This window comes from Alteromonas stellipolaris (genome assembly GCF_001562115.1).
Taxonomy (GTDB): domain Bacteria; phylum Pseudomonadota; class Gammaproteobacteria; order Enterobacterales; family Alteromonadaceae; genus Alteromonas; species Alteromonas stellipolaris.
On the sequence record NZ_CP013926.1, the window covers coordinates 1,845,289 to 1,871,680 of the forward strand.

A 26,392-nucleotide genomic window follows, 5' to 3' on the forward strand; every position below is an offset into this window, starting at 1 on the left:
AAGTTTTGATTATGTAGTTATTCGTTATTGTACGTTATTTACTGGCATTCGACTAAGTTAAACATACTCACGAATATCAGGGTGCTGATGTTGAATAGCCATGAATTTTTCAATGTGGGTCAACAAGTAATCAACTAGTTGAGGGTCGAAATGCCGTCCTCTTTCTTCATTGATAACCTTTTCAACCTTGTCTAATGGCCAAGCAGTTTTATAGGGGCGAGTATTAATTAACGCATCAAACACATCTAACAAGGTTGCTATGCGACTTTGCAGCAAGATATCTCTTCCTTGTAGACCTTCAGGATAGCCTTTGCCATCCCATCGTTCATGATGTTGGCGTGCTAGCGTTGCGGCAAGCTGAATAGTGGGCCTAGAAGAGTCTTTTAAAATCTGATAACCAAATTCGGCATGCTGACGAATGGCAAAAATTTCATCTTCCGTTAAGGGCTCTGTTTTACGTAAAATAGTGACAGGTACCCGAGAATTACCAACGTCATGAAGAGGTATTGCATGCTTAAGTAACCGCACATCGTTTTCACTCATGCCTATGCCACAGCCCATAATCTCTGCCATCGCACTCATTCGCACAATATGGTTACTGCCCTGTCCGTCATGCTCCATGGCTCTACCTAAGCGCTCGATAATTTCTCTTTGCGTATTTTCTACGTCAATGGTTTTGAGCACATTATCGAACGCTAGTTGAACACTGTTCGAAAACCGTCTCACCAAGTGCTTGTCATTTTCGCCAATACGACGAGGTAAGCCGGATAAATACAACAAAGCACCGTTTTGCGTTTTACTATTGCAATAAGCCACTACGTGGTCTTCTGCGTACACGATTTCGCGTTCGCGCATTGCGCGCTTGCACAGTTCATATTCTTCAGGTGACACGGCATCTTTTAATAGCACACCTTCTTTATCTGAATATTCACCGTTGCCGGCGAAAACGTATAGCTCATTGAGATCGAGTGTATTAGTAGGATTAGGTGATGCATCGGGTGTGGCAGCTACGGCCGTGGTAATGTAGGCTGCATCTTTCGAACAGCCTAAAATAGACGCCAGTTGCTGAATAATGCCTTGCATGAATTTTTCTAGCGAGTTGGAAGAAAACAAATCTACAGACGCATCTATGATTTTTTCTAAGCCTGCACGGCTCTCTTCAATCACAATGATATCGCGATAAGAGCGCAGCGCCGCAATAATAACAGTGAATAGCTTTTGTGCGGTTAGTTCAGTTTTAGATTTATAGTCATTGATGTCGTAATTAATAATGACATCTTTTTCAGGCGCTTGGCCTGGCTGACCGGTACGCAGAATAATACGGGTAAAGTGATTATCGAGTTCGTTACGAACATACTCTGCAACTAGCAAGCCCGCATCGTCACTTTCCATAACCACATCAAGTAGTACCACTGCAATATCATCATGCTCTCTGAAACAGCGTTTTGCTTCATCACCACTATAAGCACTGATAAATTCGAGGGTTTTGCCATTTAAGAAAAAGTCGTTGAGTGCCAATTTTGTGATGGCATGAACTTCTGGCTCATCATCAACAATGAGAATTTTCCACGTACCTAACTCTTCTACTACATCATCTTCATCGTCTTCGATGAAAAGTAAATCGTCACTCATCTATAACTTCCTGTTCCTCAAATGCTTTTAAAATACTAATGCAATACGTATTTTTAGCAAGTCCCTAAATATAAGTAACAAATTCTTAACGTGTTGTAGATAGGTAACCGTAAGTGACTCGGTCATTCCCGCCATAGTCCCTTTCTGTGCAAACATTCACAAAGCCTTGGGCTTTTAACAGGTCGCCAACTGCTTTTGCTTGGTCGAAACCATGCTCGAAAGCCAGTAAGCCACCTTCAAATAAATGGGTGGGTGCAAGTGCGATAATATGCCTTATGTCATCAAGCCCATCTGTACCCGAGGTAAGCGCTGATGCAGGTTCAAAGCGCACATCACCTTGCTGAAGAAAAGGACTGGATATTTCTATATAAGGTGGATTAGAAACAATAACGTGAAATTTTTCGCCCGCTAAATTATCGAACCAACTGCTTTGCTTAAACTGTGCATTAGTAATGTGATTAAGTGCTGCATTGCTAGTGGCGAGTTGAACAGCTTCATGTAGTAAATCTATACCCGTAACATTTGCATTGGGCAATTCAGAGGCCAGCGCAAGGGCAATCGCACCTGTGCCTGTGCCTAAATCACAAACGGTTAGTTCACTCTTAACTGGCTCACTGCTTACTGGCTTAGCGCTTTCTTGCTTATTATGTACAAGCGCACTGGCAAACTGCGCCGACGCGATACATGCTAGAGTTTGCTCTACCAATACTTCTGTATCGGGCCGAGGAATAAGGGTATGGGGCGAGGTGGCTAAATGTAAGGTCCAAAAGTCACGGCTACCGGTTAGGTAAGCCACAGGAATACCTTGGACGCGTTTGGCTACCAGAGTTTTAAAATGAGATAACTCGTCAGCGCTTAACCTTTTGTCTGGCCATGTAAATAGATAAACCTGAGTTTTATCTATTACATGGCTTAACAGCACTTTTGCATCAACAGCTGGCGATTCGCTTTCGCATAACTCGGCTATCGCCCACGCTAATGCTGCGTCTATACGCATGCTATTATTCGTCTGACAACGAGGCTAATAAGTCAGCTTGGTGCTCTTGCATGATAGGGTCGAGAAGCTGCTTCAAATCACCTTCTATCACTTCATCTAAACGATAAATGGTTAGGTTGATGCGGTGATCGGTTACACGGCCTTGCGGGAAGTTATAAGTACGGATACGCTCTGAACGATCACCACTGCCTACTAGGCTCTTACGAGTAGATGCTTCTTCTGCCGCACGCTTTTCTTCTTCAATGTTATTCAATCGAGCTTGCAATACTGACATGGCTTTTGCACGGTTTTTGTGTTGCGAACGCTCATCCTGACACTCAACCACTAACCCTGATGGTAAGTGAGTAATTCGAATAGCAGAGTCGGTCTTGTTAACGTGCTGACCACCGGCACCAGATGCTCTAAAGGTATCGATGCGAAGGTCCGCTGGGTTAATATCAATGGCTTCTGATTCTGGAATTTCAGGCAATACGGCAACCGTACACGCAGAGGTATGTATACGGCCTTGTGATTCTGTATCGGGTACACGCTGAACACGGTGGCCGCCAGATTCAAATTTTAAAATACCGTAAACACCATCACCACTAATATTCGCGACAACTTCTTTATAGCCGCCGTGCTCACCCTCATTGGCGTTAATTAACTCTACGCGCCAACCTTTAGTTTCAGCGTATCGGCTGTACATGCGGAATAAGTCGCCTGCAAATATAGCGGCTTCATCTCCACCTGCACCGGCACGCACTTCTAAGAAGCAGTTGCTGTCATCGTTGGGATCTTTAGGTAACAATAAAACCTGAAGCTCAGTTTCTAAGCGTTCAATATCCGCTTTCGCAATTTTTAATTCTTCTTGCGCCATTTCACGCATCTCTGCGTCATCTTCTTTCAACATTTCATTCGCTGAATCAAGATTTTCTTGCGCTTGTTGGTATGCATTAAAACCAGCAACTACGCTCTCTAGCTGGCTAAACTCTTTTGACAAATTACGAAACTTATCTTGATTGCCGATTACTTGTGGGTCGCCTAATAAGGCCTGCACTTCTTCGAAGCGTTCCACTAAGTTTTCGAGTTTTCTGACAACCGAGTCTTTCATATTTTTATGTTTACCTTATTTTTTGATATCTGACGTAGTGTCAGATAACGATAATGCTTGCCCCAACCACCGGCTCAGCGCTGGGTCATCATGCATGGCAGCTTCTCTAAGTGCCAGCGTTGTGGGGTGCAGCAATGTATTGGTTAGCTTGTAGGCCATTTCACTCAGTACCGTTTCGGCATCTTTGCCTTCGGTTAACTGTGCCAGTGCTTTCTCTACTGCGTCGTCACGCTGTTCCATGCCCTTTTGACGATATTGCCTAACTAAATCTATAGATTGTTGAGACTGCTTCCAGATCATGTAATCGCCAGCTTGCTTTTCAATTAGCTTTTCAGCTTCAAGAGCCGCTTGCTCACGATTTTGTAAATTCTTTTGAACGATGTGCTGTAAATCATCTACGGTATATAAGTAGGCATCACCCAATTCGTTCACTTGGGCTTCAATATCCCGAGGAACCGCTAAATCTACCAAGAACATGGGCATATTTCTGCGTTGTTTCAACGCCTTCTCTACCATGCCCTTGCCTATTAAGGGTAGCTGACTCGCCGTAGAGCTGATAACTATATCGAAATCTTTTAGATGTTCCGGTACTTGAGACAGCGTAAATACACTGGCATCCAAGGTTTCGGCCAAGGCTTCAGCACGTGAAATAGTCCGGTTGGCCACCGCTAAGCAACTTACGCCTTGCTCTTTTAAATGCTGTGCCACTAACTCAATAGTTTCACCCGCACCCACCAACAAAACCGAGCGCTTAGGTAGCTCAGCAAATATATGCTTGGCTAATTGAACTGCAGCATAAGCTACACTGACGGCATTCGCGCCAATTTCAGTTTCGCTACGAACTCGCTTTGCAACAGAAAAGGTGTGCTGAAATAGTTTATCAAACTCGGTATTAATCATACCTGAGTGTTTGGCATCGCCAAAGGCTTGCTTTACTTGCCCTAATATCTGCGGCTCGCCAAGAATAAGGGAATCTAACCCACTTGCCACCCGCATAATATGTTTTACCGCATCATCTGCAGCAAGCACATAACTGTTGTTAGCAATTTCATCAACCTCAACATGGTGGAAGTTTGATAACCACTCTAATAATGCAGTAGCACTTTCATGCTGGGTGTTCACGTACAGCTCTGTGCGATTGCACGTTGATACAATCACCGACTCATCAACCCCGTCTACCTTTCTTAATGACGCAAGTGCTTCCACCAGAGAGTCTGGTGTAAAAGCCACTTTTTCACGCAATGCGACAGGGGCGGTTTTGTGATTAATACCAAGGGCGAGTAGAGTCATTCAAATCTGTGCTGGCAACGTCGGACGCGCATTGTACGAAAAACCCAAAATGATTGAAAGTGTTGGTAGAACTGTGTTCACATAAAGTATGAACTTTACCTAAGACGATACCCAATGATTCGCTTCGTTTTTATACTTTTACTGGTTAACCTACTTATCAGCGCCTGTACCATACTACCTGATGGTCCTGAAAGCGCCGTAAACCTTAGTGCCCAGCTTAAAAAGGTGGCACAAGTTGATGCCTGGCAATTGCGCGGAAAAATAGCTTTTAGGCAGGAAAAAGAAGGGGCTAGCGCTAACCTCTTGTGGAAAACCGATGATGCCGATTTTCATTTCCGATTAACCAATTTACTTGGTGTAACTATGGTTGATTTGAACGTAAATGGTGATAAAGCGATTTTAGAAGCGGGTAATGACGTATATGAAGACGCCGACCCCGAACCTTTAATTTATTATACCACTGGCATGGATATCCCCGTTGAACCCTTACTTTCGTGGATTAAAGGGCTTCCTCTTGCTGATGATAAATTTACCCTTACCGACAAGGGGCTACTTAATACGCTTGAAAGCAACTGTAGTGCATGTAAGGGCTGGCAAGTCAGTTATGCGAACTATGGCAATGTGGCTACTCCCGAAGGCAATAATGTGTGGCTGCCCCATTCAATTAACTTGGTTCAACCCAATCCGCCTTCAACAACGCTAAAAATAAAAATATATGAATGGACGCTGCTTTAGTGAGAAACCTAACATGACAAACTTAGATTGGTGGCCTTCTCCTGCCAAACTTAATCTTTTTCTGCATATTAACGGTCGTTACCCTAATGGCTATCACCAATTGCAAAGCTTATTTCAAATGCTTGATTACGGCGACAAGCTAGCTTTTGACATTAATGATTCAGGTATAATTTCTATGGCTACCCCTCTACAAGGGGTAAAAGATGAAGATAACCTTATTGTGCGTGCCGCTAAGCTGCTGGCTGAACATACTCATATTCATAAAGGTGTTAGCATTAGTTTAGAAAAATGTTTGCCCATGGGCGGCGGTATTGGGGGCGGTTCATCGAATGCTGCCACCACCCTAGTCGCACTGAATCATTTATGGGGCGTAAAGTTATCTGAAGACGAACTTGCTGAGCTAGGGCTTAAATTAGGTGCAGATGTACCTATATTTGTTCGTGGTCTTACTGCTTTCGCATCAGGCGTAGGTGAAGAAATTACCCCTGCCCCGCAAGAAGAAAAGTGGTATCTGGTGGCAAACCCCAATGTGCATATTAGTACCGCCGAAGTATTTACAGCTGAACAATTGACCAGAAATACACCAATTATGCAGTGGGAAGACTATCAATTTGAAGAAACTCGCAATGATTGTCAGCAATTAGTCGTTAATCGCTATCCCGAAGTTGCAAATTTATTACAGTGGTTGGTACACTACGCACCGTCGCGAATGACGGGCACAGGTGCCTGCGTATTTGCCACCTTTTCTGACGAAGTTTCAGCCGTAAAAGTTAAGGCTCAATTGCCCGATACTTGGCAAAGTTTTGTTGCAAAAGGTGTGAATCGCTCACCGCTATTACAAAAATTAAAAAAATCAGAGCACGTGTACGCCACATCGGACAAGAAATAAAAAATTGGGGTATAGCCAAGTTGGTAAGGCAGCGGGTTTTGATCCCGCCATTCGTAGGTTCGAGTCCTGCTACCCCAGCCAAACCTCTTTTATCAACGCACTGAGGAACCCACTTGTGCCAGATATGAAGCTCTTTGCAGGTAATGCCGTACCAGAACTTGCCCAGAAAGTCGCCGATCGCCTTTACACCAAACTCGGAAACGCCAAAGTAGGCCGTTTCAGTGATGGTGAAATTAGCGTAGAAATTCATGAAAACGTCCGTGGTTCGGACGTTTTTATTATCCAATCAACCTGTGCCCCCACAAATGACAACCTAATGGAATTGATCGTGATGATCGACGCTTTGCGCCGTGCATCAGCAGGTCGTATTACTGCGGTAATTCCATACTTTGGTTATGCGCGTCAAGACCGTCGCGTTCGTTCAGCCCGGGTACCAATTACTGCAAAGGTTGTCGCAGACTTTCTTTCTAACGTTGGTGTAGATAGAGTACTTACTATCGACTTGCACGCCGAGCAGATTCAAGGTTTCTTCGATGTACCTGTAGATAACGCGTTCGGAACGCCTATCTTGTTGGCCGATATGGTTCAACGTGATTTCGCCGATCCGGTTGTGGTATCTCCAGATATTGGTGGTGTTGTTCGAGCTCGTGCTACTGCTAAGCTACTTAACGACGCTGACCTTGCCATTATCGACAAACGCCGCCCTAAAGCGAACGTTGCTCAGGTAATGAACATCATCGGTGACGTTAATGACCGCGACTGTATTATTGTGGATGACATGATTGATACTGGCGGTACATTGGCTAAAGCCGCTGAAGCATTGAAAAGCCATGGTGCACGTAATGTTTATGCTTACGCCACTCATGCGATTTTCTCTGGTAACGCAGCACAAAACCTAAAAGAATCAGTCATTGATGAAATTATCATTACCGATTCTATTCCACTTAGTGCAGATATGCAGAAGATTGGAAAAGTGAAACAACTTACCTTGTCTGAAATGCTCGCTGAAACGATTCGTCGTATCAGTAACGAAGAGTCTATTTCAGCTATGTTTGAGTACTAGCCTCTAGTTATAGCCGCAAGAACTCAACTTAAATTTTCGCCGTAGTTTTTACGACGCGGCGAAAATTCACTTCTTAAAAGGGCCTATGGGCCCTTTTTTTTAGCTCGAATCTTAATAATGCCTCCCTATATTTCCCTCAATACTTAACATTAAGAATAATAGACGGAGCAACCAATATAGCTCACTATTCGTTCGGTAAAATAAAAGATAAAAACTAAATAATTATCGTGATTGAACTCTGTCGAGTGAAACCAGCTTTCTAAAGGAGTAGAATGAGTGATAGGTAAACATATATTTAAGTTACCTGTATTCTTATATTGGTTGAGGCAGTATTGGGGCGATCCTGATGCGCCATCAGACATCGCTCGTCACTATCGTGCACGCCAAATTGATTCCATTGCTCGGCAATTACCCCTCGCCAGTATAGCGACCTGTTTTGTGGTGTTTTTGTGTGTTGCTTTCGCAAGAAATAATATTAACCATGATTTTTTAATGACGTGGGCGGGTACGCTCATCATCATTGCCTGTGGAGATCTTATTGCTTGGTATCTTCTCTTACATAGCAATATTGGCAATAGCGGCGCTAAACGAGTCGTCCTCATTTTAGCGCTAATGCTAGGGTTAGCTGCCCTACTCTATGCGCAAATGATCGTAGCCTTAATAGGCGCCCTAGATTTCTCAGGCCAACTCGTATTAGTAGCGATAGGTGCAGGTTTCATTTCCACTGGAGCTTGGCAGTTTGCCTCACTACCAGCCGCCTCGCTGCTTTGGATATTGGGTCTTACACTAGGGACCTCTATCGGTTTTTACATAAATTACGGCACTGAATACCTATTCCTCTCATCCTTGCTGGTAGTTTACTGGGCCTACTTGTCATGTGCAGCCATGGTAACGTCGAAACGGTTTGTTTTAGGTTTAGTTGCCGAAACTGCCATAGAGCAACAACGACAAGTGGTGGGCTTATTACTAAAAGATTTTGAAGAAAATGCCAGTGATTGGCTGTGGGAAATAGATACGCTTGGTTGCCTTAGACATGTTTCCTCACGAATGGAAAGCGTATTTGGTAAAGACATTACTCACCTTTCGGGTCGTCACTTTGTGAGTTTGCTTCGTGAAATATCTCCTTCAGGAAGTGAGACACAACTGACTCAATTGGGAACAAAGTTTGAGTCAAATGAACCTTTCACTTTCCAAAATATTGCAATTCAAAATAGCAGTAGTACAAGATGGTGGTCTTTAACTGCGCAGCCACTTAATAACAATAATGGCGAAGTAATAGGCTGGCGCGGAGTAGGCACGGATGTAACCGAAGCGTTATTAAGAGAACAAGAAATGACGCACTTAGCGAATGTCGATTCGTTAACAGGGCTTGCGAATCGCCATGCGTTTGGCCATACCCTTTCGAATTGCTTCATTGAAGGAGCAGAACTAAGTTGTAACATTACACTTTTAACGCTGGATATAGACAATTTTAAAGCGGTTAATGACACATTGGGACATTTAGCCGGAGATGAACTTTTAAAGGAGGTGGCCTCTCGCTTCCAAAAACTAACTCCCGATGACGTTTTGTTAGTAAGATTAGGTGGCGATGAGTTTGCGTGGGTATTCCCACACTGTATATCCCCTTTACAGGCCACACTTTTTGGCGAAAAGATTCACGAATCACTAGCTATTCCTTGGCTTCACCAAGAGCATTCTTTTAATTTAGGGGCTAGCATTGGTGTAGCTAATGCGCCTATGGATGGCGCGTCACCCGTATCACTTCAGCGTGCTAGTGACATGGCGTTGTACTCAGCAAAGGCTAGTGGTAAAAATAGACTGTGCTTTTATGATCCCAAACTTGATGAATATGCCATGCTCAGACTGGCATTACTTAATGACTTTCGAAAAAGCTTCGCTAACCATGACTTTGTTGTGTTATATCAACCTCAAATACGATTCAGCGACAATGCTTTAATCGGGTTTGAAGCCCTAGTGCGATGGCATCACCCTGAAAGAGGCATAGTGTCACCTATCGAGTTTATTCATTTAATTGAAGAAAACGGGATGATAATCCCTCTTGGGAAGTGGGTGCTAAATCAGGCCTGTAAAGATGCAATGACTTGGAGTGCACCGTTACAAATTGCGGTTAACGTGTCGCCAGTTCAAATAGAGCGTTCAAATATGCTCCTGACGGTAGCGTCAACACTGGAAAACACAGAGTTACCGGCATCTCGCTTGGAACTAGAACTTACCGAGTCATCTTTGATGTGCGATGGCGATAATACCATCAATTTATTAAATGAACTCCGTCAACAGGGGGTTAAAATAGCGCTCGATGATTTTGGTACAGGTTACTCTTCATTGTCATATCTTCAGCGCTTTCCTTTCGACAAGCTTAAAGTAGACCGAAGTTTTGTTATTGCTGCATCAAATCATACTAATAGCGATGGCAAATCTGATGCTAAGTCTATATTAAGTGCAATACTTCAGTTAGCCCAAGTGTTGAACCTAGAAACCATTGCTGAAGGCGTGGAAACTCAAGAAGTGGGTACTCTCCTCCACGAGCTTGGTTTTGAAAATGCCCAGGGCTATTTCTATGGACGCCCCATGACTGCCGATCAAGCTAAGCAATTGATCATCGATTGGCCACATAATATTGAACAAAACAATAGTTAACGGGTCTTCCATTCATCTCCTTTTCGGATTACCTTCATGGGTAAATACGGGAAGTTATAAAAAGGAAAACAAATGAAATTTACTCGTTCACTATCTATCTTCACTGGTTTAGCTTTGCTATTAACAGTATCAGCGTGCTCTGACGACGAGCCCAATGCTGATATTAAAAAAGACATGACTATGACTGAAAAAGACTCTAAAAAGCCATCTAATGATTTGATTGCTAAAACCGCAGAACAAAAACGTCTTAGTGCTTCCGATGCACCTAGTGAAGTTACCCTAACCGGCACTATTGTGTACAAAGAAATGGAAGGTGGCTTCTATGCCTTTATCGCAGAAAACGGCGAGCGCTACACACTTCGAAAACTGGATAAGAAATTTCATAGAAATGGCCTGATCGTGAAGGTTACCGGTATGCCTATGCCTGACGTCATGACTATCACACAATACGGCACCGTGTTGCAGGTTAAAAGTGTTGAAATACTCGACGCTAGCAGAGTGATAGGAAACGCATCTTCTCACTAAGCATACTTCGACTAAGTGTTGCTTTGCTGGGCTTGAAACAGGGAACGGTGATCGATTACGGCTAACTACGCCGTACAAACACCACTGTTAATAGTAGGAGTAACAAATGATTAATGCATACGCAGCAAAAGAGCCAGGCGGAAAACTGGAAAAGTTTGAATATGATCCTGGCGAATTAGCCTCTCATGATGTTGAGATAGACGTAGAGAGCTGCGGTATTTGTCATAGTGACTTAAGCATGTTGGATAATGAATGGGGTATAAGTGAGTACCCTTTCGTTCCAGGCCATGAAGTAGTAGGAAAAATAAGTGCGATAGGCGATCACGTTACCTCGTTAAAAGTAGGTCAACGAGTGGGCCTAGGATGGCATGCTGGCTATTGTAATAGCTGCGGTACCTGTGAATCTGGCGATCAAAATTTATGTTCTAATGCCACTATGACTATTGGTGGCCGCCACGGTGGTTTTGCCGATAAAGTTCGTGCTCAAGCCACAGCAGTAGTTCCTATTCCTGACGGCGTAGACCCTCAAAGTGCTGGGCCATTATTTTGTGGCGGCATCACAGTATTTAATCCTCTCATTCAATTTGATATCAAGCCCACTTCCGTGGTTGGCGTGGTAGGGATTGGCGGCTTAGGTCACTTAGCATTGCAGTTTTTAAATGCCTGGGGGTGTAAGGTTGTTGCTTTCACGTCCAGTGAGTCGAAGAAAAAAGAAGCGTTAGAGCTTGGTGCTCATGAAACCTTAAATAGCCGTGATGAAGAGGAACTCAAAGCCGCTGCAGGTAAGTTTGACCTTATTATTTCTACCGTGAATGTGAAGCTTGATTGGAACTTATACCTATCGACATTAGCGCCTAAAGGCCGTTTACACTTTGTTGGCGCAACCTTAGAGCCATTAGATATAGGCGCGTTTAACCTTATTGGAGGCCAGCGCTCGGTTTCAGGTTCTCCGGTAGGTAGCCCAGCAACCATTAAAACCATGCTGGATTTTGCGGCACTGCATGATATTGCTCCTGTTACCGAAACGTTTAAATTCGATGAAGTTAACGAAGCAGTACAACGGCTTCGTGATGGTAAAGCTCACTATCGTGTGGTGTTAACCAAATAGGCTGTACTTTACTGCTAAGTAAAGCCTCACCAATACATAAACATATGCCAAGTAAAATTTGTATGTTATAGGTCTCGGTGTTAGAATTCGCCGCCCTCAAAATTTGAGGCGGCGATTGTTGCTTACAAATTGTAACTGCAACGCCCTATAACGTAGGTTCTGGTCGCAAGAACTTACATTCTTAATTTTTTATTGGAGACATATAATGTCTAAAGCAATTTTTACTCTGGACGCTACTGTACGTACAGACCTAGGGAAAGGTGCGAGCCGCCGCCTACGTCGTGAAGACAAGCTTCCTGGTATCATCTACGGTGGTGAAGAAGCACCAGTGTCGATTACTCTTGAGCACAACAAAGTAAACAACGCCGCTGATTTTGAAGCGTTCTACTCTCACGTTCTTACTTTGAACGTAGACGGAAAAGCTGTTGAAGTACTTGTTAAAGACATGCAACGTCACGCTTTCAAGCCTCGTATTCTTCACGTTGACTTCCAGCGCGTAATCGCAGGTCAAGAGTTACACACTAACGTACCTCTTCACTTCATCAACGAAGACAAGTCTGCAGCAATCAAAGCTGGCGGTATCGCTGAGCACCACGTAAACGAAATCGAAATTACGTGTCTGCCTAAAGATCTTCCAGAATTCATCGAAGTAGATATTGCTAACGTTGAAATGGATTCTACTCTTCACTTGTCTGACCTTACGCTACCTGCTGGTATCACGTCTGTTGAGCTTGGAAAAGACGACGAGACGCATGACCTTGCAGTAGTAACTGTTAAGCCTGCTCCTAAAGCAGCTGAAGCAGAAGAAGGCGACGAAGAAGCAGCTTCTGAGGAATAATCAGCTTGGCTGATATCCGACTTATCGTGGGCCTGGGAAATCCAGGCCCCGAATATGATAATACCCGACACAATGCCGGTGAATGGTTTCTAAACCAACTTGCCGACACCTTCAATACCCCGCTAAAACCAGAATCCAAATTCTTCGGTAAAACAGCCCGCGTTACAATTGCTGGTCAAGATGTGCGTTTGCTCTACCCCACCACTTTTATGAATAAAAGCGGCCAAGCAGTAGCGGCATTAGCCAATTTCTACCGTATTGAACCCGAACAAATTTTAGTGGCCTTTGATGAACTTGACTTACCTCCTGGTGTAGCAAAATACAAAGTAGGCGGTAGCTCTAGTCAAAATGGTATTAGAGATATTGTGGCAAAATTGGGTAACAATAAAGACTTCTTACGCTTGCGTATTGGTATTGGACATCCGGGTCACAAAAGCCGTGTTACCGGACATGTATTAGGTAAGCCACCCGCTGACGAAAAAATGGCCATAGAAAGTGCTATTGACGAAGCTGTGCGTTGTACTGAAATACTCCTTAAGAACGACCTTAAGCAAGCGCAAAATCGGCTACACTCCTTTAAGGCGTGAGCCTAAGCTAGCACTAATTCCAGACAAGGATCCCTATCATGGGTTTTAAATGCGGTATTGTTGGACTACCAAACGTAGGTAAATCAACACTCTTTAATGCACTGACAAAAGCAGGTATTGAAGCGGCAAACTTCCCTTTTTGTACCATAGAGCCCAACACAGGCGTTGTACCTGTACCGGATCTTCGCTTGGACAAACTGGCTGAAATTGTAAACCCTCAGCGTGTTATTCCAACGACGATGGAATTCGTTGATATTGCAGGTTTGGTTGAAGGCGCTTCAAAAGGTGAAGGTTTAGGCAATAAATTCCTAGCTAACATCCGAGAAACCGATGCGATTGGCCACGTGGTTCGCTGTTTCGATAACGAAAACATTGTTCACGTTGCAGGTAAAGTTAACCCACAAGACGATATTGATATTATTAATACCGAGCTTGCGCTTTCAGACTTAGAAACCACAGAAAAAGCCCTACACCGTGTTGCTAAACGCGCTAAAGGTGGCGATTCTGATGCTAAGTATGAGCTTAAAGTATTAGAAAAGATTAAGCCTCACTTAGATGAAGGTTTATTACTTCGTTCTTTAGAACTGACTAAAGAAGAGCACGCTGCAATCAGCTACATGAATATGCTTACCCTTAAGCCAACCATGTACATTGCAAACGTTGACGAAGACGGTTTCGAAAATAACCCATACTTAGACAAAGTACGCGCTATCGCTGAAGGCGAAAATGCCGTAGTTGTTGCAGTATGTGCGGCTATCGAGTCTGATATTGCTGAGCTTGAAGATGACGAGCGTGAAGAATTCATGCAAGACATGGGGCTTGAAGAGCCAGGTCTTAACCGTGTTATTCGTGCTGGCTATAACTTGCTTACGCTTCAAACCTACTTCACGGCAGGTGTTAAAGAAGTACGTGCATGGACCTTTCCTGAAGGCTCAACTGCACCACAAGCAGCAGGTAAGATTCACACAGACTTCGAGAAAGGCTTTATTCGTGCCGAAATCGTCAGCTACGATCACTTTGTTGAATTCAACGGTGAACAAGGCGCGAAAGATGCCGGTAAGTGGCGCTTAGAAGGTAAAGAATACATTGTTAAAGATGGCGATGTTATTCACTTTAGATTTAACGTGTAATAAGCAATATAGCCTAGGCTAGCGCTTATTTTAACGTACAAAGAACCACCCTTATGGGTGGTTTTTTTTGCCTGTAAAATTAGTTGTTGATTTACCAGCCAGTGAGTCGTTATTTTAAACACATAAAAAGACACTCATAACAGTGCTTATAATAAGATTTTCATTAGGGCTTACAATAAAATGATAAAAAACCTCTTACATTCACTTTCAGTACCTTCACAGATTTCAGCACTGGTAGTTTCGCTTTGTGTGGCATTTTTAGGTTTAAGCAGCGTTTCATCAATCGCGCACGCAGAAGATCATGAGAAAAGCCATGAGGCCACTCAGATAAAAGAAAAACTCTTGTTGGATACCGACATCACCAATAAATGGTACAAGGTGCCCACTAAACATACCGTTACGCTTGAAACACACTATGGTGATGTAGTCATCGCGCTTAATCCCGCTTTAGCCCCCCATCATGTAAAACGATTCCGTAAGCTAATTAAAACTGACTTTTATCAACAGGAGTACTTCTATCGCGTGGTAGATGGCTTTGTAGCACAAGGAGGGAGTAATGAAAGCCATGAGCCCTCGCCAGAAACAAGTAATCTTCAAGCAGAGTTTATTGCCCCTCTGTCAGCTTCTGCTGTAGTAATTGAAGAAAACGACATGTTCGCCCCTGCTACAGGTTTTCTAAATGGCTTTCCTGTGGGAATGGACAAGGCGCGCAATGAAATGTGGGCGCTTCACTGCCCTGGCACTGTCGCTTTTGCCCGTAATAGTGAAAAGGACACAGCCAGTACCGAGTTTTATATTGTGATTGGGCAAGCCCCAAGACATTTAGATAGAAATATGTCTGTTATTGGGCGTGTGCTTGATGGAATGGACGTATTGCAGCAATTACCAAGGGGTCCAATAGAGAATAGCGGCGTTATTGAAGTACCTTCAGATAAGAGCCAAATAAAAAATAGTGCCCTTGGGAACAAAGATACGTCAGGTAAACAGTATTATATTCAGCTTCCATCCCACCCCGAATACCAAAAACGTATGAAAACTGGGCAAACACTCGATAATTCTTTCTTTCATGATAAAATTTATAGTCCAAGACCGATAGACGTTTGCTATTACCAGACTAAAACTTCATCAACACCATGGAATTAAGTTTAGGTTTATTGGCGAAATTTGATTAAATTCGCTGCACTTTGACTAGATTTTAGACCTGAACGCACAGATATTAGCCACTTAGAAAAAGTTCGTAAAAAAGGGGTTGACGGTCGCCAGTCATATCCGCATAATACGCGCCACTTCCTGAGAGGGAAAAGAAAAGCCGGAGGCTATGTAGCTCAGTTGGTTAGAGCACATCACTCATAATGATGGGGTCGCAAGTTCGAATCTCGCCATAGCCACCAATTTTCTTTTTATCTAACTTCTCTAGAGGTTCTGACTGTGCGGGAGTGGTGGAATTGGTAGACACGCTGGATTTAGGTTCCAGTGCTTCACGGCGTGAGAGTTCAAGTCTCTCCTTCCGCACCACAGTTGGGGTATAGCCAAGTTGGTAAGGCAGCGGGTTTTGATCCCGCCATTCGTAGGTTCGAGTCCTGCTACCCCAGCCATTTTTTCCTAGTAATTGCGCTTTTGCTGCGTGGTTATCACTTGGGGTATAGCCAAGTTGGTAAGGCAGCGGGTTTTGATCCCGCCATTCGTAGGTTCGAGTCCTGCTACCCCAGCCATACATAAGAAACCGGTCCTTCGACCGGTTTTTTGTTTTCTGCATCAATAAAGTTGTAATCTAACTACTTATTCCCTCTTCACTCTTTTTTTCCACATGCTACTATATTTGCTTACTGTGTCTTTTGAGCGCTTTCCTGCAAGATACTTTCTTCTACGGTGCTTTTGTTAAGGTGCTTTCCATTGAAGTGCTTTAGATTAAATGTGCTCAAGATTTAGATATTAGCCTTTTAAGGTATTCGTCTTTACGCGAATAACAGCCTCTTTAGAATTTCTACGAGTCTCACAACAAAAACAAAGGAAAACGCGTGATATACGACTTTGTCTCGGCGGTGAATAACGTCTTATGGGGTAACGGCCAAGTATTAATTATAATGCTATTGGCGTGTGGTATTTGGTTTACCGTTAAATTAGGTGGTGTTCAATTACGTCATTTTGGTCACATGTTTTCCTTATTGAAAGGAAGCAATAAATCCTCGAAAGAAGGTATTAGTTCTTTTCAGGCATTATGTACCAGTCTATCTGCACGCGTAGGTACGGGTAATTTAGCTGGCGTAGCGGTGGCTATTTCTTTAGGTGGCTCGGGCGCTATATTCTGGATGTGGATGATTGCCATATTAGGTATGGCCACAGGCTTCGCAGAAAGTGTACTTGGCCAGCTTTATAAAGTACGCGACGAAAACGGTGAGTTTCGTGGCGGCCCTGCGTATTACATTAAACAAGGTTTAAATAAAACCTGGTTAGCAGTCGCCTTTTCTTTGTGCCTTTTCTTCGGTTATGGATTTGTGTTTAGTGCCGTGCAAGCAAATACTATCACTGATGCGCTAAACAACGCTTACCAATTCCCCAGCGAATACACGGGCATAGCCATTATTGCTCTAGCCTCTTTAATAGTAATAGGTGGCTTACGGGGTATTGCCAGGTTTGCTGAATTTGTTGTGCCTTTTATGGGTATTGGTTATGTTTTAGTGGCATTAGGAATTACCTTTATCAACATCTCAGAACTTCCTGCTATGCTGATGGATATCATTAAGTCTGCATTCGGATTACAAGAAGCAGGCGCTGGCGCATTAGGTGCGGCCATTAAAAATGGTATTCAACGAGGATTATATTCAAACGAAGCCGGAAGTGGCTCTGTGCCCCATGCTGCGGCCAGTGCGGTGCCAAACCCTAACCACCCAGTGTCGCAAGGCTATATTCAAATGCTGGGCGTGTTTTTAGATACTATGGTGCTGTGTACCTCTACCGCGTTTATTATTCTGCTTGCAGGCGGGTCTAGCTCCGACCAAATGGAAGGGATCAGATTAACCCAAGACGCAATGAGCAGCCATTTAGGTGAAGGGGGCACCGACTTTGTTGCCGCCGCTATTAGCTTATTCGCCTTCACATCGGTTGTGGCTAACTATGCCTACGGCGAAAGTAACTTACACATGTTCAAACTTGATAACCGTGCTGGCCGAGCCGCCTACACAATAGGTTACTTGGGTATGATTTACTGGGGTGCTCAAGCAGCTATGCCGCAAGTATGGGCCATGGCCGATATGGCATTAGGACTAATGACCGTTATCAATATCACCGCCATTGTGTGGATGACGCCTACCATCGTGTCTATCAGCAAAGATTACTTTGCTAAACGGGATAGTGGCGAAAAAGTAGAATATAAAACCGGAGACTGTGAAATTCAGGGTAAATCTGAAGACGGTATCTGGTAAGCCTTACAGATAAAAACAAAGCTAAAGCAGTGGCAACTTTTTAAGAAGTTTATAAATCGTCGCCACTGCTTTTTTATCGCTACGGCTATATTTATTTTGGCCTGAACAGCTCAAACATATTGCTACTGTCTACCGTAAAATAATCCCCCGCTCCGCCACCGCGCATAACAGGTTCAGCTCTCAAGGTTTTATACACACCCGCTTCAATCATGTTTTTTTGTATATGCACACCCACAACTTCACCCATTACAAACCAACTTTCACACAAACCGCCTTCCGCATTTTTTAGCTGTACGATATCGGTAAGCTTGCACTCCATACTAACAGGGCTTAATTTCACTCTAGGCACATCAACAATGTGAGAAGCTACGGTATCTAAAGCAGCAAACGCGAACTCATCTTCATCGGCTGCTAATGGTGCACTGGTTTGGTTCATAGCCTCTACCAATGGCTTGCTTACAAGGTTCCAACAAAACTCACCAGTCGCTTTGATATTTTTAAGTGAATCTTTATCACCTACGCTAGAAAAACCGATGATAGGTGGCGTGTAATTAAGCGCGTTGAAAAAACTATAAGGCGCTAGGTTTAGCTTACCTTCTTTACTTTTAGACGAAATCCAACCAATGGGCCTAGGCGCAATAATGGCGTTGAAAGGATCGTGGGCTAGACCATGCCCTACTTTAGGTTCGTAGAAGTGAATATCAGACAAGAATTTTCCTTAGCAATCATGGTGGTTAATTAACTAACTTTTTTATCATTGTGAGTATAGCGGCTAAGGTGTTTAAATTGCAGTAGTGAGTTTAGGCTGGTTGTAAGTTTAGGCTAGCTGGGAGTTTAAGTTAGTTGTGAGTTTGGCTAACTAGCATAACTTAGCAGGCGTAATCATTTCATTATTTCGATGTGGTTAGTGTTGGTTTGCCATTCAGATGAATCGCTGAAATGTTAAATCATTAAGCAATAAACCATCACATACAAAAAACGGCGTTAAGCCATGCTTATACGCCGTTTTTTATTTTTATGAATTAAGAAAACAAACTATTTTTTCTTCGCTTTTTTAAGTTCTTTCTTAAGCTTTTTAAGCTTACCTTCTTGCTTAGAAATTTTAGCTTTAGTTACTTTGATTTCTTGTTTAACTTTCTTAGCTTTAGCCATTGGAAATATCCTTTTATTGCTATTGGTTATTGAGTGAGGAATGCTAGGCAATATACGCTCACTTGATGTAATCACTGCTTAAAGAGAAAATGCATTATTTGTTTCGCAAACTACTAATCCGAAGACTTCGCTTTTTGCGCTTCAGTGAATTCTTTAATAAACCGCCTGATCTCTCTTGCCGCTGTAGTATCAAGCTCTTCACAGAGATGAATAAAGTCGGCACGCTCCTGGTCGTTAATGCGAATAATCAGCTGACTATTCTTTTTTTTATTCTTTTTCTTATCCAACGTGAGTCCTCATCAAGAACAGCAGTATCTGTAAATGCCAGCCCGTAAATGCCGATAGATACCAGATCATGCGTTATATGACTATACATCATATAGCACTTGTATATACATTTTCAACATTTACTACTGTTGTATGGCACCTTTGTTTAACTGATATAGCAAAAAACGAGAAAACTAGGCGTAAAAAAACGGCCTATGATAAACAAAGGCCGTTTCTTGTATGCGTATGTTCTACATTAACTTTCGTAAAACCATAGCTGTTTTTACCACGGGTGGAAGGTTTGTCCTCTACCTTACTTCGGTTCCCAAGCAAACGATTTGAATGCGTCGTCTACAGGGGTATCAGCTAGGTGGTTTGTGTAGTTGCTCATCACTTTTTGCGCTAAAATTAGAATAATTTCTAATAGTTGCTTGTGCGCATAACCCGCATCATAAAACGCTTTAAGTTGTGCATCATCGATGTGACCACGACCACGCGTTACTGCTAATACGGTATCTTTCAATGTGTTTAGCTTGGCATCAGAAAGGGTTTCGTCGTTGCGTAACTCTTCAATTAGCTCATCACTTACTTTCATGCTTTTAGCAATACCCGTATGCGCTGGTACGCAGTAATGACACGCATGCTCTACGTTAACCGCTTGCCATACTACAGTAAGCTCTTCTGCATTGAATGAGGTATCTTGTGCCAAACCGTGAAGTACTTGATAACCTTCAAGCAACGTTGGCGCTTCCGCCATTACTGCATGCAAGTTAGGGATCATACCGAAAGCTTTTTGAGAATTCTCAAGAAGTGGTTTAGCTGCTTCTGGTGCGCTATCTGCTGTGTGTAATGTAAAATCGCTCATGTCACTCTCCTATTGATGTGAACTGAAAACCAGTAACTAAAATTGATAATAAATACTGATTACGTTTTGATGTAATACAATATAGGTTTACTTGAACACTTGTTCAAGTCATAATTGAACAAGTGTTCAAAACATTCGAATATAAGGTATACCAGAATGAAATATGTAGAGTCTGAAGTGATTGAGAAGGCCACCACGCTTTTTTGGCAAAAAGGCTTTCAGGCCGCTGGTATGCGCGACATTCAACAAGCCTTAGATATGCGACCAGGTAGTATTTACGCGCGTTTTAAAAGTAAAGAAGGTTTGTTCCAACTGGTAGTGGAAAAGTATGTAGCCCACACTCAGCAGAAACTCAGCACCGTAATTGGTGCTGATACTCCTCTTGATGCCTTGCGTGCATTTTTTGTCAACGAGCTTATTAATCCTGAAGAAATACGCTTTCAGCGCCAATGCTTATTGATTAAGTCTATTACCGAATTAGAAATGTTGGGTGAAAACGGGAAACAGTCTGTACTTGATGGCATGAGTACCTTAAAAACTTGCTTCAAATCGATTGTAAAAAAGGCCGTTCAAACTAACTCATTACCTTCGAGTACACCCGTTGATAAAGCCGCAGATTGGTTACAAAACCAATTTGTAGGGCTTCGTACTTTTGCCTTAATGCAGAGCGACAATCTCGCCATTGAATCTATGATTGATAAAGTACTCATCGACCTTAAGACATCTTGGCCTGAGTAATTGGTGCAGAAGGTGGGCTTTTATTAGAAACTTTCCACTGTATAAATTTGGTGGCAGAGTACTTTTGGGTGGGCTTATCACGTACTTCTGAATGTTAGCTTTTCGCTTGGTGAATCAGAGGCGTTGGGAGAGCTTGTATTCGCAACTTTCCTCAGTAGAATTCTGCGGCAGACTGCCTATCGACGGGCTTATCGGGGATTTTTTACTGCTGACTCTTCGCTCGATGTATCTAGAGAGTCGGGAGAGTGTGCATTAGAAACCTTCCACAGCATGGATGCTGTGGCAGAGCGCCCATGGATGGGTTTACCGCGCGTTTCTGAATGTTAGCTTTTCGCACGTTGTATCTGAGGCATTGGGAGAGCTTGCATTAGAAACCTTCCACAGCATGGAGGCTGTGGCAGAGCGCCCATGGATGGGTTTACCGCGCGTTTCTAATGCAAGCTTTCCCAAGGGCCACCATCATTCGAGCCGAACAACTAACTAAACATCATGCGCAGAAGTTGTGCTACCAGTAATATGCCCATTAGCGGCCATATCCACTTAGACCATTTGGCGGTGTCTTCATCACTAATGCGCATTTTAGAGCGTTCGATAAGTGGTATCACTATGAAAAGTGCGCCGAACAGTACGGCAAGTATTATTAAAACTTCCATTCTCGCATTCCTATCGCATATTTAAGTACTTCCCGCTTGGCTGGCTCAAACTGCTGAGCTACAGAAAGTATTTGGTTTCTTAACCATTTAATGGGGCCGATATCGTTACTAAACAAGCCGTAGAAACCATCCATAGCAGACATCATTAGCCCGTTATCACGCTGGCGCGGTTTTTCGTAGCTTGTTATTAAGCGCTTTTTAAACTCTAGCGATGTTAAATCGGTACCTTCGGCAGTCACCGCCAATAAGGTTTCAACATCTCTAAACCCTAAATTAACACCCTGCCCGGCTAATGGATTAATAGTATGCGCTGCATCGCCTACCAAAATAACGCCGTCGGTAATATAACGGCTTGCATGTGCTCGGGTTAACGGAAATGTGGCTTTATCAATTACCGTGAAGTCGTTACCGTTTTTTAAAAGCTCGTTGGGAAAGGCCTCTATAATGGCTTGCTTTAATTGTGCGGCGTTAAGGGTTGATATACGTTTGAGTTCATCGGGTGAGTCGTACCAAACTAGCGAGGCGTAATTGTTGAACATTGGCAAAAAGGCTTTAGGGCCATCAGGTGTAAATTCTTGCCATGTAATGGCATCAACCGAATTTACCATTTCAACCGTAATGCCCATAGCTTGTTGACTATATTGCCAACCAGATACGCCAATATTCGCAGCTTGCCTAACTTGCGAGGCCGCACCATCGGCACCTATTAACCACTTTGCGTGAATAGTTTCGCCGTTATCAAGACTAAGGGTGGCGGCATGGTTTCTTGAAACATCAGAATCGACCGAGCTATTAACCGAGCTATTAACCGAGCCATCCACCGAACTATTGCCTAGCGTGATATCGGTAACTTTACAGCCAGCAAACCAGGTAACGTTATCAAATGCCTGCAAGGCTTGATGACACCCCAATTGTAATAATCGGTTTTCAACAAAAAAACCTAACTGGGGCACGTCGATACTTTGTGCGGTAAAGTCTGTTCGATGGGCAGGGTCGTCCCATACACTTAAGCCGGTATAGGGTTTAACGCGCATTGCTTGAATATAGTCCCACGCGCCTAATGACGTTAACAAGGAAACGGACGCATCACTAATGGCTGATACTCTTAAGTCTGGCTTACTGGATTCGTCAAAGCCCTTGGGCAAATGGGGTTCAATAATAGCCACGCGGTATTGCTGTTTAGCTAAACCTAATGCAAGCGCAGCCCCCACCATGCCACCACCATTTATACAAAAATCATACATAATATAAATCTCTTTTACTGACCCAATAGCTTACTCGCTTTGCACTAATAAATAATACGAATGTGAGCCCAAATACGTTCGCCTTTTTAATTTACTAATATCTTCTGCTTCATGCTTTATATCCGCCACACCGCCCTTGCACAATGGCAGTGCATTAAATTCCGGCGAATGTGGGTGAATACACTGGGCATTCGGCGTTATAACAGGTAAAATACGCGGCTATTTTGAACATCTTCCCAAAACTGCAGTGGCAGGCTTTGCCAGAAATTACACCTAACCTAGTTAGCGTGTGGCATTTTCAACCGCCAGTCAATTGCTTACGGGAACTCTATCAGGTTATCGACTAGTTGTTATGACTAAAAAGCTGTATATCAAAACCTGGGGCTGCCAAATGAACGAGTATGACTCGGAGAAAATGGCAGACTTACTCGACTCTACTCATGGCTACTCTGCAGCAGAAACTGCGGAAGAAGCCGATGTTATCTTGCTTAACACCTGCTCTATTCGTGAGAAGGCGCAGGAAAAAGTGTTCCACCAGCTAGGTCGTTGGAAGAACCTTAAGCAAGATAAGCCCGAGCTTATTATTGGCGTGGGCGGATGCGTAGCTTCTCAAGAAGGTAGCGTTATTCGCCAGCGAGCCCCTTATGTTGATTTAGTATTCGGCCCGCAAACCTTGCATCGTTTGCCCGAAATGATTAACCAACTTAAAGGCGGCGAAAAGTCGGTTATCGACGTGAGCTTCCCTGAAATTGAAAAGTTCGACCGTATGCCTGAGCCTCGTGCTGAAGGCCCAACGGCGTTTGTTTCTATTATGGAAGGCTGTTCTAAGTACTGTACATTCTGCGTAGTACCTTATACCCGTGGTGAAGAAGTAAGCCGTCCGGTAGACGACGTATTGCTTGAAATTGCTCAGCTAGCCGGTCAAGGCGTTCGTGAAGTTAACTTGCTTGGCCAAAACGTAAATGCGTTTCGTGGTGAAAACCACGATGGCACCGTGTGTCGCTTTGCCGAGTTATTAGAACTTGTTGCAGCTATCGACGGTATCGACAGAATTCGTTATACCACGTCACATCCGGTTGAATTTACCGATGATATTATTGACGTGTATGCCACTATTCCTGAACTTGTTGATCATCTTCACTTGCCTGTACAAAGTGGTTCAGATCGTATTCTTAACTTAATGAAACGTGGTCATACCGCCATTGAGTATAAGTCTAAAATTCGTAAGCTTCGTAAAGTTCGCCCTAACATTAGTATGTCGAGCGACTTTATTATTGGTTTCCCTGGTGAAACCGATGCTGACTTTGAAGCCACAATGGACCTTATTCAGGCAATTGATTACGACCTAAGTTTTAGCTTCATTTACAGTGCACGCCCTGGTACACCTGCAGCAGACGCAGTAGACGATGTAACCGAAGACGCGAAGAAACAGCGCCTGTACTTGTTGCAACAACGTATAAACCAACAAGCGTTACGCATTGCCCGTAACATGGTAGATACCGAGCAGCGTATTTTGGTTGAAGGCCCTTCAAAGAAAAATCCTATGGAGCTTTCCGGCCGTACTGAAAATAACCGCGTAGTAAACTTCGAAGGCACGCCGGATATGATTGGTGAATTCGTAGACGTGAAAGTGACAGACGTATTCTCTAATTCATTACGTGGCGACGTTATTCGCCGTGAAGATGAAATGGGCTTGCGTGTTGCCGTTTCGCCCCAATCTATTATGGCTAAGCACGAGGCTGATTTGCCTGACGCGATAGGCGTAGGTCAATTCAACCCAGCATAAATAGTAAAAGTGAGGAATACAGTAGTTTGAGTACATTGGTAAGTAATGAATTTGATTTGGAACCGGCAGACACAAAACGTTTGTCCAATTTATGTGGGCCGTTTAACGACAACATTAAGCAAATAGAGCGCAGGTTGGGAGTAGAAATTACTTACCGAAATAATGCGTTTAAGGTGCTAGGTGAGCCACGCCAAATTCAGAGCGCCACTGAATTACTTAAACAGCTGTATGTAGAAACTCAGCCAGTAAAAGGCCGCTTGCCTGAACTTGAACCTGAGCAAGTGCATTTGGCTATTCAACAGGCCGCGGCTTTAGAGCAAGATACAGGGTCAGGCGCTGGCGATTTCGGTAAAGAAGTACACATTCGTACAAAACGTGGTGTAATTAAGCCTCGTAATCCGAATCAAGCTCAGTATGTGGCTAATGTTCTAAACTACGACATCACCTTTGGTGTAGGCCCTGCTGGTACTGGTAAAACGTATTTGGCCGTTGCTGCAGCCGTTGACGCGTTAGAACGTCAAGAAATACGTAGAATACTATTAACTCGTCCTGCTGTTGAAGCGGGTGAGAAGCTAGGCTTTTTGCCGGGCGACCTTTCACAGAAAGTCGACCCTTACCTACGCCCACTTTACGACGCCTTGTTTGAAATGTTGGGTTTTGAAAAAGTAGAAAAGCTAATGGAACGCAATGTGATAGAAGTTGCCCCCTTAGCTTATATGCGTGGTCGTACTCTAAACGATGCTTTTATTATTTTGGATGAGAGTCAAAATACCACGGTTGAGCAAATGAAAATGTTCTTAACCCGTATTGGCTTTAATTCAAAAGCGGTGATCACCGGTGATATCACTCAAGTAGATTTGCCACGTGGTGCCCGTTCAGGTTTACGCCACGCTATTGAAGTATTGGATAATGTTGACGATATTTCGTTTAACTTTTTCAACGCTGAAGATGTGGTAAGACACCCTGTAGTTGCCCGAATCGTGCGTGCTTATGAGCATTATGACGCCGAGCAAGAGCGTGTTCGCAAAGAGAAGAAAGAAGAAGCCCTTCGTCTTCAACGTGAACAAGCTGATGCTAATGCCTTATCTGGCAGTTCATCTAATAGCACATCTGTACAACAAAATAGCGATGCCAAGTGATAGCCATTGTAGATTACCAGCAAGCCTACGAAGCTGACGAGGAAATGGCTAAGGCCATTCCCTCTGCTGAACAAGTTGAAGCGTGGGCTAATGCGGTACTTGCGGCCGAAAACACGGGCGAGCAAGAAGTTACCGTACGCTTCACCGATGATGAAGAGTCACAAACACTAAACCATGAATACAGAGGTAAAGATAAGCCCACTAATGTGCTGTCTTTTCCCTTTGAAGTTCCACCAGGCATTGAAATGAACTTGCTTGGCGATTTGGTTATTTGTGTACCTGTGATCATGCGTGAAGCGCAAGAGCAAGACAAAACACCCACCAACCACTATGCCCATATGGTCATTCACGGAATATTACATCTTCTGGGATACGATCACATAGACGATGCAGATGCTGACATTATGGAAGCAAAAGAAATTCGTATATTGGCATCTTTAAATATTGGTAATCCTTATCAATAAAACCCAATAGCGCCAACAAGTTACACTTGGGTAGTTGCGTAATTTACGTGCAAATAAACAATAAAGCATTGACGCCCCTCCCCAAGACATTTAACGTTGACGTTGTATCAATAAATTAGC

At 43.5% G+C, this 26,392-nt stretch carries 24 protein-coding genes and 5 tRNA genes; 20 read left to right on the forward strand and 9 right to left on the reverse strand.

What is annotated here, in order from left to right:
* Positions 1–57: 57 nt before the first annotated feature.
* From AVL57_RS07730 to hemA, 4 genes are all read right to left on the reverse strand, one after another.
* Positions 58–1,632 carry a DUF3369 domain-containing protein gene (locus tag AVL57_RS07730; protein ID WP_057792680.1) on the reverse strand — a complete coding sequence of 525 codons (1,575 nt, stop codon included), beginning with the start codon at positions 1,630–1,632 and terminating at the stop codon, positions 58–60.
* An 85-nt stretch (positions 1,633–1,717) separates the two neighbouring features.
* Complete coding sequence (gene prmC / locus AVL57_RS07735; RefSeq protein ID WP_057792682.1) at positions 1,718–2,629, reverse strand: peptide chain release factor N(5)-glutamine methyltransferase; 912 nt, start codon at positions 2,627–2,629, stop codon at positions 1,718–1,720.
* A gap of 4 nt (positions 2,630–2,633) precedes the next feature.
* Positions 2,634–3,719 carry a peptide chain release factor 1 gene (gene prfA, locus AVL57_RS07740; RefSeq protein ID WP_057792684.1) on the reverse strand — a complete coding sequence of 362 codons (1,086 nt, stop codon included), beginning with the start codon at positions 3,717–3,719 and terminating at the stop codon, positions 2,634–2,636.
* Positions 3,720–3,734: 15 nt separating this feature from the next.
* Positions 3,735–5,009 (reverse strand): glutamyl-tRNA reductase, encoded by a 1,275-nt coding sequence (gene hemA, locus AVL57_RS07745; RefSeq protein WP_057792686.1) that lies wholly within the window; start codon positions 5,007–5,009, stop codon positions 3,735–3,737.
* A 114-nt stretch (positions 5,010–5,123) separates the two neighbouring features.
* On the opposite strand from hemA, the gene lolB reads away from it, so the two are divergent.
* The 16 genes from lolB (at position 5,124) to AVL57_RS07825 (ending at position 17,964) form a co-directional block, all read left to right on the forward strand.
* Entirely contained in the window at positions 5,124–5,744 is a 621-nt protein-coding gene (lolB, locus tag AVL57_RS07750) for a lipoprotein insertase outer membrane protein LolB (RefSeq protein WP_057792688.1), read from the forward strand.
* 13 nt (positions 5,745–5,757) lie between these two features.
* Positions 5,758–6,633: a 4-(cytidine 5'-diphospho)-2-C-methyl-D-erythritol kinase gene (ispE, locus tag AVL57_RS07755; protein ID WP_057792690.1), complete on the forward strand. Its 876-nt coding sequence runs from the start codon at positions 5,758–5,760 to the stop codon at positions 6,631–6,633.
* 5 nt (positions 6,634–6,638) lie between these two features.
* Positions 6,639–6,714, forward strand: a tRNA-Gln gene (locus AVL57_RS07760).
* Positions 6,715–6,757: 43 nt separating this feature from the next.
* Positions 6,758–7,696: a ribose-phosphate pyrophosphokinase gene (locus tag AVL57_RS07765; protein WP_208806010.1), complete on the forward strand. Its 939-nt coding sequence runs from the start codon at positions 6,758–6,760 to the stop codon at positions 7,694–7,696.
* Positions 7,697–7,972: 276 nt separating this feature from the next.
* A complete protein-coding gene (locus AVL57_RS07770) occupies positions 7,973–10,354 on the forward strand; it encodes a putative bifunctional diguanylate cyclase/phosphodiesterase (RefSeq protein WP_057792693.1) in 2,382 nt (793 codons plus the stop codon).
* A gap of 72 nt (positions 10,355–10,426) precedes the next feature.
* A complete protein-coding gene (locus AVL57_RS07775; protein WP_057792695.1) occupies positions 10,427–10,879 on the forward strand; it encodes a hypothetical protein in 453 nt (150 codons plus the stop codon).
* A gap of 106 nt (positions 10,880–10,985) precedes the next feature.
* On the forward strand, positions 10,986–11,987 hold the full coding sequence (gene ahr / locus AVL57_RS07780; protein ID WP_057792697.1) for an NADPH-dependent aldehyde reductase Ahr: 1,002 nt from the start codon (positions 10,986–10,988) through the stop codon (positions 11,985–11,987).
* 205 nt (positions 11,988–12,192) lie between these two features.
* On the forward strand, positions 12,193–12,825 hold the full coding sequence (locus tag AVL57_RS07785; protein WP_057792698.1) for a 50S ribosomal protein L25/general stress protein Ctc: 633 nt from the start codon (positions 12,193–12,195) through the stop codon (positions 12,823–12,825).
* A gap of 5 nt (positions 12,826–12,830) precedes the next feature.
* A complete protein-coding gene (pth, locus tag AVL57_RS07790; protein WP_057792701.1) occupies positions 12,831–13,412 on the forward strand; it encodes an aminoacyl-tRNA hydrolase in 582 nt (193 codons plus the stop codon).
* Between the two features lie 38 nt (positions 13,413–13,450).
* A complete protein-coding gene (gene ychF / locus AVL57_RS07795; RefSeq protein ID WP_057792703.1) occupies positions 13,451–14,542 on the forward strand; it encodes a redox-regulated ATPase YchF in 1,092 nt (363 codons plus the stop codon).
* 180 nt (positions 14,543–14,722) lie between these two features.
* A complete protein-coding gene (locus tag AVL57_RS07800; protein ID WP_231751179.1) occupies positions 14,723–15,685 on the forward strand; it encodes a peptidylprolyl isomerase in 963 nt (320 codons plus the stop codon).
* 171 nt (positions 15,686–15,856) lie between these two features.
* A tRNA-Met gene (locus tag AVL57_RS07805) sits at positions 15,857–15,933 on the forward strand.
* Between the two features lie 39 nt (positions 15,934–15,972).
* Positions 15,973–16,057: transfer RNA gene (locus AVL57_RS07810), tRNA-Leu, on the forward strand.
* A 4-nt stretch (positions 16,058–16,061) separates the two neighbouring features.
* A tRNA-Gln gene (locus AVL57_RS07815) sits at positions 16,062–16,137 on the forward strand.
* Positions 16,138–16,178: 41 nt separating this feature from the next.
* Positions 16,179–16,254 (forward strand) — tRNA-Gln (locus tag AVL57_RS07820).
* Positions 16,255–16,560: 306 nt separating this feature from the next.
* Positions 16,561–17,964 carry an alanine/glycine:cation symporter family protein gene (locus AVL57_RS07825; protein WP_057792705.1) on the forward strand — a complete coding sequence of 468 codons (1,404 nt, stop codon included), beginning with the start codon at positions 16,561–16,563 and terminating at the stop codon, positions 17,962–17,964.
* 91 nt (positions 17,965–18,055) lie between these two features.
* Here the strand turns inward: AVL57_RS07825 and AVL57_RS07830 are convergent, their stop codons facing one another.
* The 3 genes from AVL57_RS07830 to AVL57_RS07835 all read right to left on the reverse strand — a co-directional run bounded on the left by AVL57_RS07830 (position 18,056) and on the right by AVL57_RS07835 (position 20,248).
* Positions 18,056–18,673, reverse strand: a complete 618-nt coding sequence (locus AVL57_RS07830; RefSeq protein WP_057792707.1) for a flavin reductase family protein — start codon at positions 18,671–18,673, stop codon at positions 18,056–18,058.
* Positions 18,674–19,229: 556 nt separating this feature from the next.
* Positions 19,230–19,403, reverse strand: a complete 174-nt coding sequence (locus tag AVL57_RS21290) for a hypothetical protein (RefSeq protein WP_167347515.1) — start codon at positions 19,401–19,403, stop codon at positions 19,230–19,232.
* Between the two features lie 293 nt (positions 19,404–19,696).
* Positions 19,697–20,248: a carboxymuconolactone decarboxylase family protein gene (locus tag AVL57_RS07835; protein WP_057792709.1), complete on the reverse strand. Its 552-nt coding sequence runs from the start codon at positions 20,246–20,248 to the stop codon at positions 19,697–19,699.
* A gap of 156 nt (positions 20,249–20,404) precedes the next feature.
* Between AVL57_RS07835 and AVL57_RS07840 the strand changes: the two genes are divergently transcribed.
* On the forward strand, positions 20,405–20,986 hold the full coding sequence (locus tag AVL57_RS07840; protein WP_057792711.1) for a TetR/AcrR family transcriptional regulator: 582 nt from the start codon (positions 20,405–20,407) through the stop codon (positions 20,984–20,986).
* Positions 20,987–21,462: 476 nt separating this feature from the next.
* Here the strand turns inward: AVL57_RS07840 and AVL57_RS21295 are convergent, their stop codons facing one another.
* Entirely contained in the window at positions 21,463–21,639 is a 177-nt protein-coding gene (locus tag AVL57_RS21295) for a hypothetical protein (RefSeq protein WP_167347516.1), read from the reverse strand.
* Complete coding sequence (locus tag AVL57_RS07845) at positions 21,627–22,883, reverse strand: FAD-dependent monooxygenase (protein ID WP_057792712.1); 1,257 nt, start codon at positions 22,881–22,883, stop codon at positions 21,627–21,629. The genes AVL57_RS21295 and AVL57_RS07845 overlap by 13 nt, the downstream gene beginning before the upstream one ends.
* A gap of 352 nt (positions 22,884–23,235) precedes the next feature.
* Here AVL57_RS07845 and miaB point away from each other — a divergent pair, with 352 nt between their 5' ends.
* From miaB to ybeY, 3 genes are read left to right on the forward strand one after another with little or no spacing between them, the layout of a single operon-like run.
* Entirely contained in the window at positions 23,236–24,669 is a 1,434-nt protein-coding gene (miaB, locus tag AVL57_RS07850; RefSeq protein ID WP_057792714.1) for a tRNA (N6-isopentenyl adenosine(37)-C2)-methylthiotransferase MiaB, read from the forward strand.
* Between the two features lie 26 nt (positions 24,670–24,695).
* Positions 24,696–25,808 (forward strand): PhoH family protein, encoded by a 1,113-nt coding sequence (locus AVL57_RS07855; protein WP_057792716.1) that lies wholly within the window; start codon positions 24,696–24,698, stop codon positions 25,806–25,808.
* Positions 25,805–26,272 (forward strand): rRNA maturation RNase YbeY, encoded by a 468-nt coding sequence (gene ybeY / locus AVL57_RS07860; protein ID WP_057792718.1) that lies wholly within the window; start codon positions 25,805–25,807, stop codon positions 26,270–26,272. The genes AVL57_RS07855 and ybeY overlap by 4 nt, the downstream gene beginning before the upstream one ends.
* Positions 26,273–26,392: the final 120 nt, after the last annotated feature.

Coding starts and splice junctions, on each gene's coding strand:
- prfA (WP_057792684.1), bottom strand. CDS start 3,719: ATGAAAGACTCGGTTGTCAGAAAACTCGAAAACTTAGTGGAACGCTTC.
- lolB (WP_057792688.1), top strand. CDS start 5,124: ATGATTCGCTTCGTTTTTATACTTTTACTGGTTAACCTACTTATCAGC.
- hemA (WP_057792686.1), bottom strand. CDS start 5,009: ATGACTCTACTCGCCCTTGGTATTAATCACAAAACCGCCCCTGTCGCA.
- AVL57_RS07785 (WP_057792698.1), top strand. CDS start 12,193: ATGTCTAAAGCAATTTTTACTCTGGACGCTACTGTACGTACAGACCTA.
- miaB (WP_057792714.1), top strand. CDS start 23,236: ATGACTAAAAAGCTGTATATCAAAACCTGGGGCTGCCAAATGAACGAG.
- ispE (WP_057792690.1), top strand. CDS start 5,758: ATGACAAACTTAGATTGGTGGCCTTCTCCTGCCAAACTTAATCTTTTT.
- ahr (WP_057792697.1), top strand. CDS start 10,986: ATGATTAATGCATACGCAGCAAAAGAGCCAGGCGGAAAACTGGAAAAG.
- prmC (WP_057792682.1), bottom strand. CDS start 2,629: ATGCGTATAGACGCAGCATTAGCGTGGGCGATAGCCGAGTTATGCGAA.
- AVL57_RS07765 (WP_208806010.1), top strand. CDS start 6,758: ATGAAGCTCTTTGCAGGTAATGCCGTACCAGAACTTGCCCAGAAAGTC.
- AVL57_RS07835 (WP_057792709.1), bottom strand. CDS start 20,248: ATGAGCGATTTTACATTACACACAGCAGATAGCGCACCAGAAGCAGCT.
- AVL57_RS21295 (WP_167347516.1), bottom strand. CDS start 21,639: ATGGAAGTTTTAATAATACTTGCCGTACTGTTCGGCGCACTTTTCATA.
- AVL57_RS07775 (WP_057792695.1), top strand. CDS start 10,427: ATGAAATTTACTCGTTCACTATCTATCTTCACTGGTTTAGCTTTGCTA.
- AVL57_RS07800 (WP_231751179.1), top strand. CDS start 14,723: ATGATAAAAAACCTCTTACATTCACTTTCAGTACCTTCACAGATTTCA.
- ychF (WP_057792703.1), top strand. CDS start 13,451: ATGGGTTTTAAATGCGGTATTGTTGGACTACCAAACGTAGGTAAATCA.
- AVL57_RS07730 (WP_057792680.1), bottom strand. CDS start 1,632: ATGAGTGACGATTTACTTTTCATCGAAGACGATGAAGATGATGTAGTA.
- AVL57_RS07840 (WP_057792711.1), top strand. CDS start 20,405: ATGAAATATGTAGAGTCTGAAGTGATTGAGAAGGCCACCACGCTTTTT.
- AVL57_RS07845 (WP_057792712.1), bottom strand. CDS start 22,883: ATGTATGATTTTTGTATAAATGGTGGTGGCATGGTGGGGGCTGCGCTT.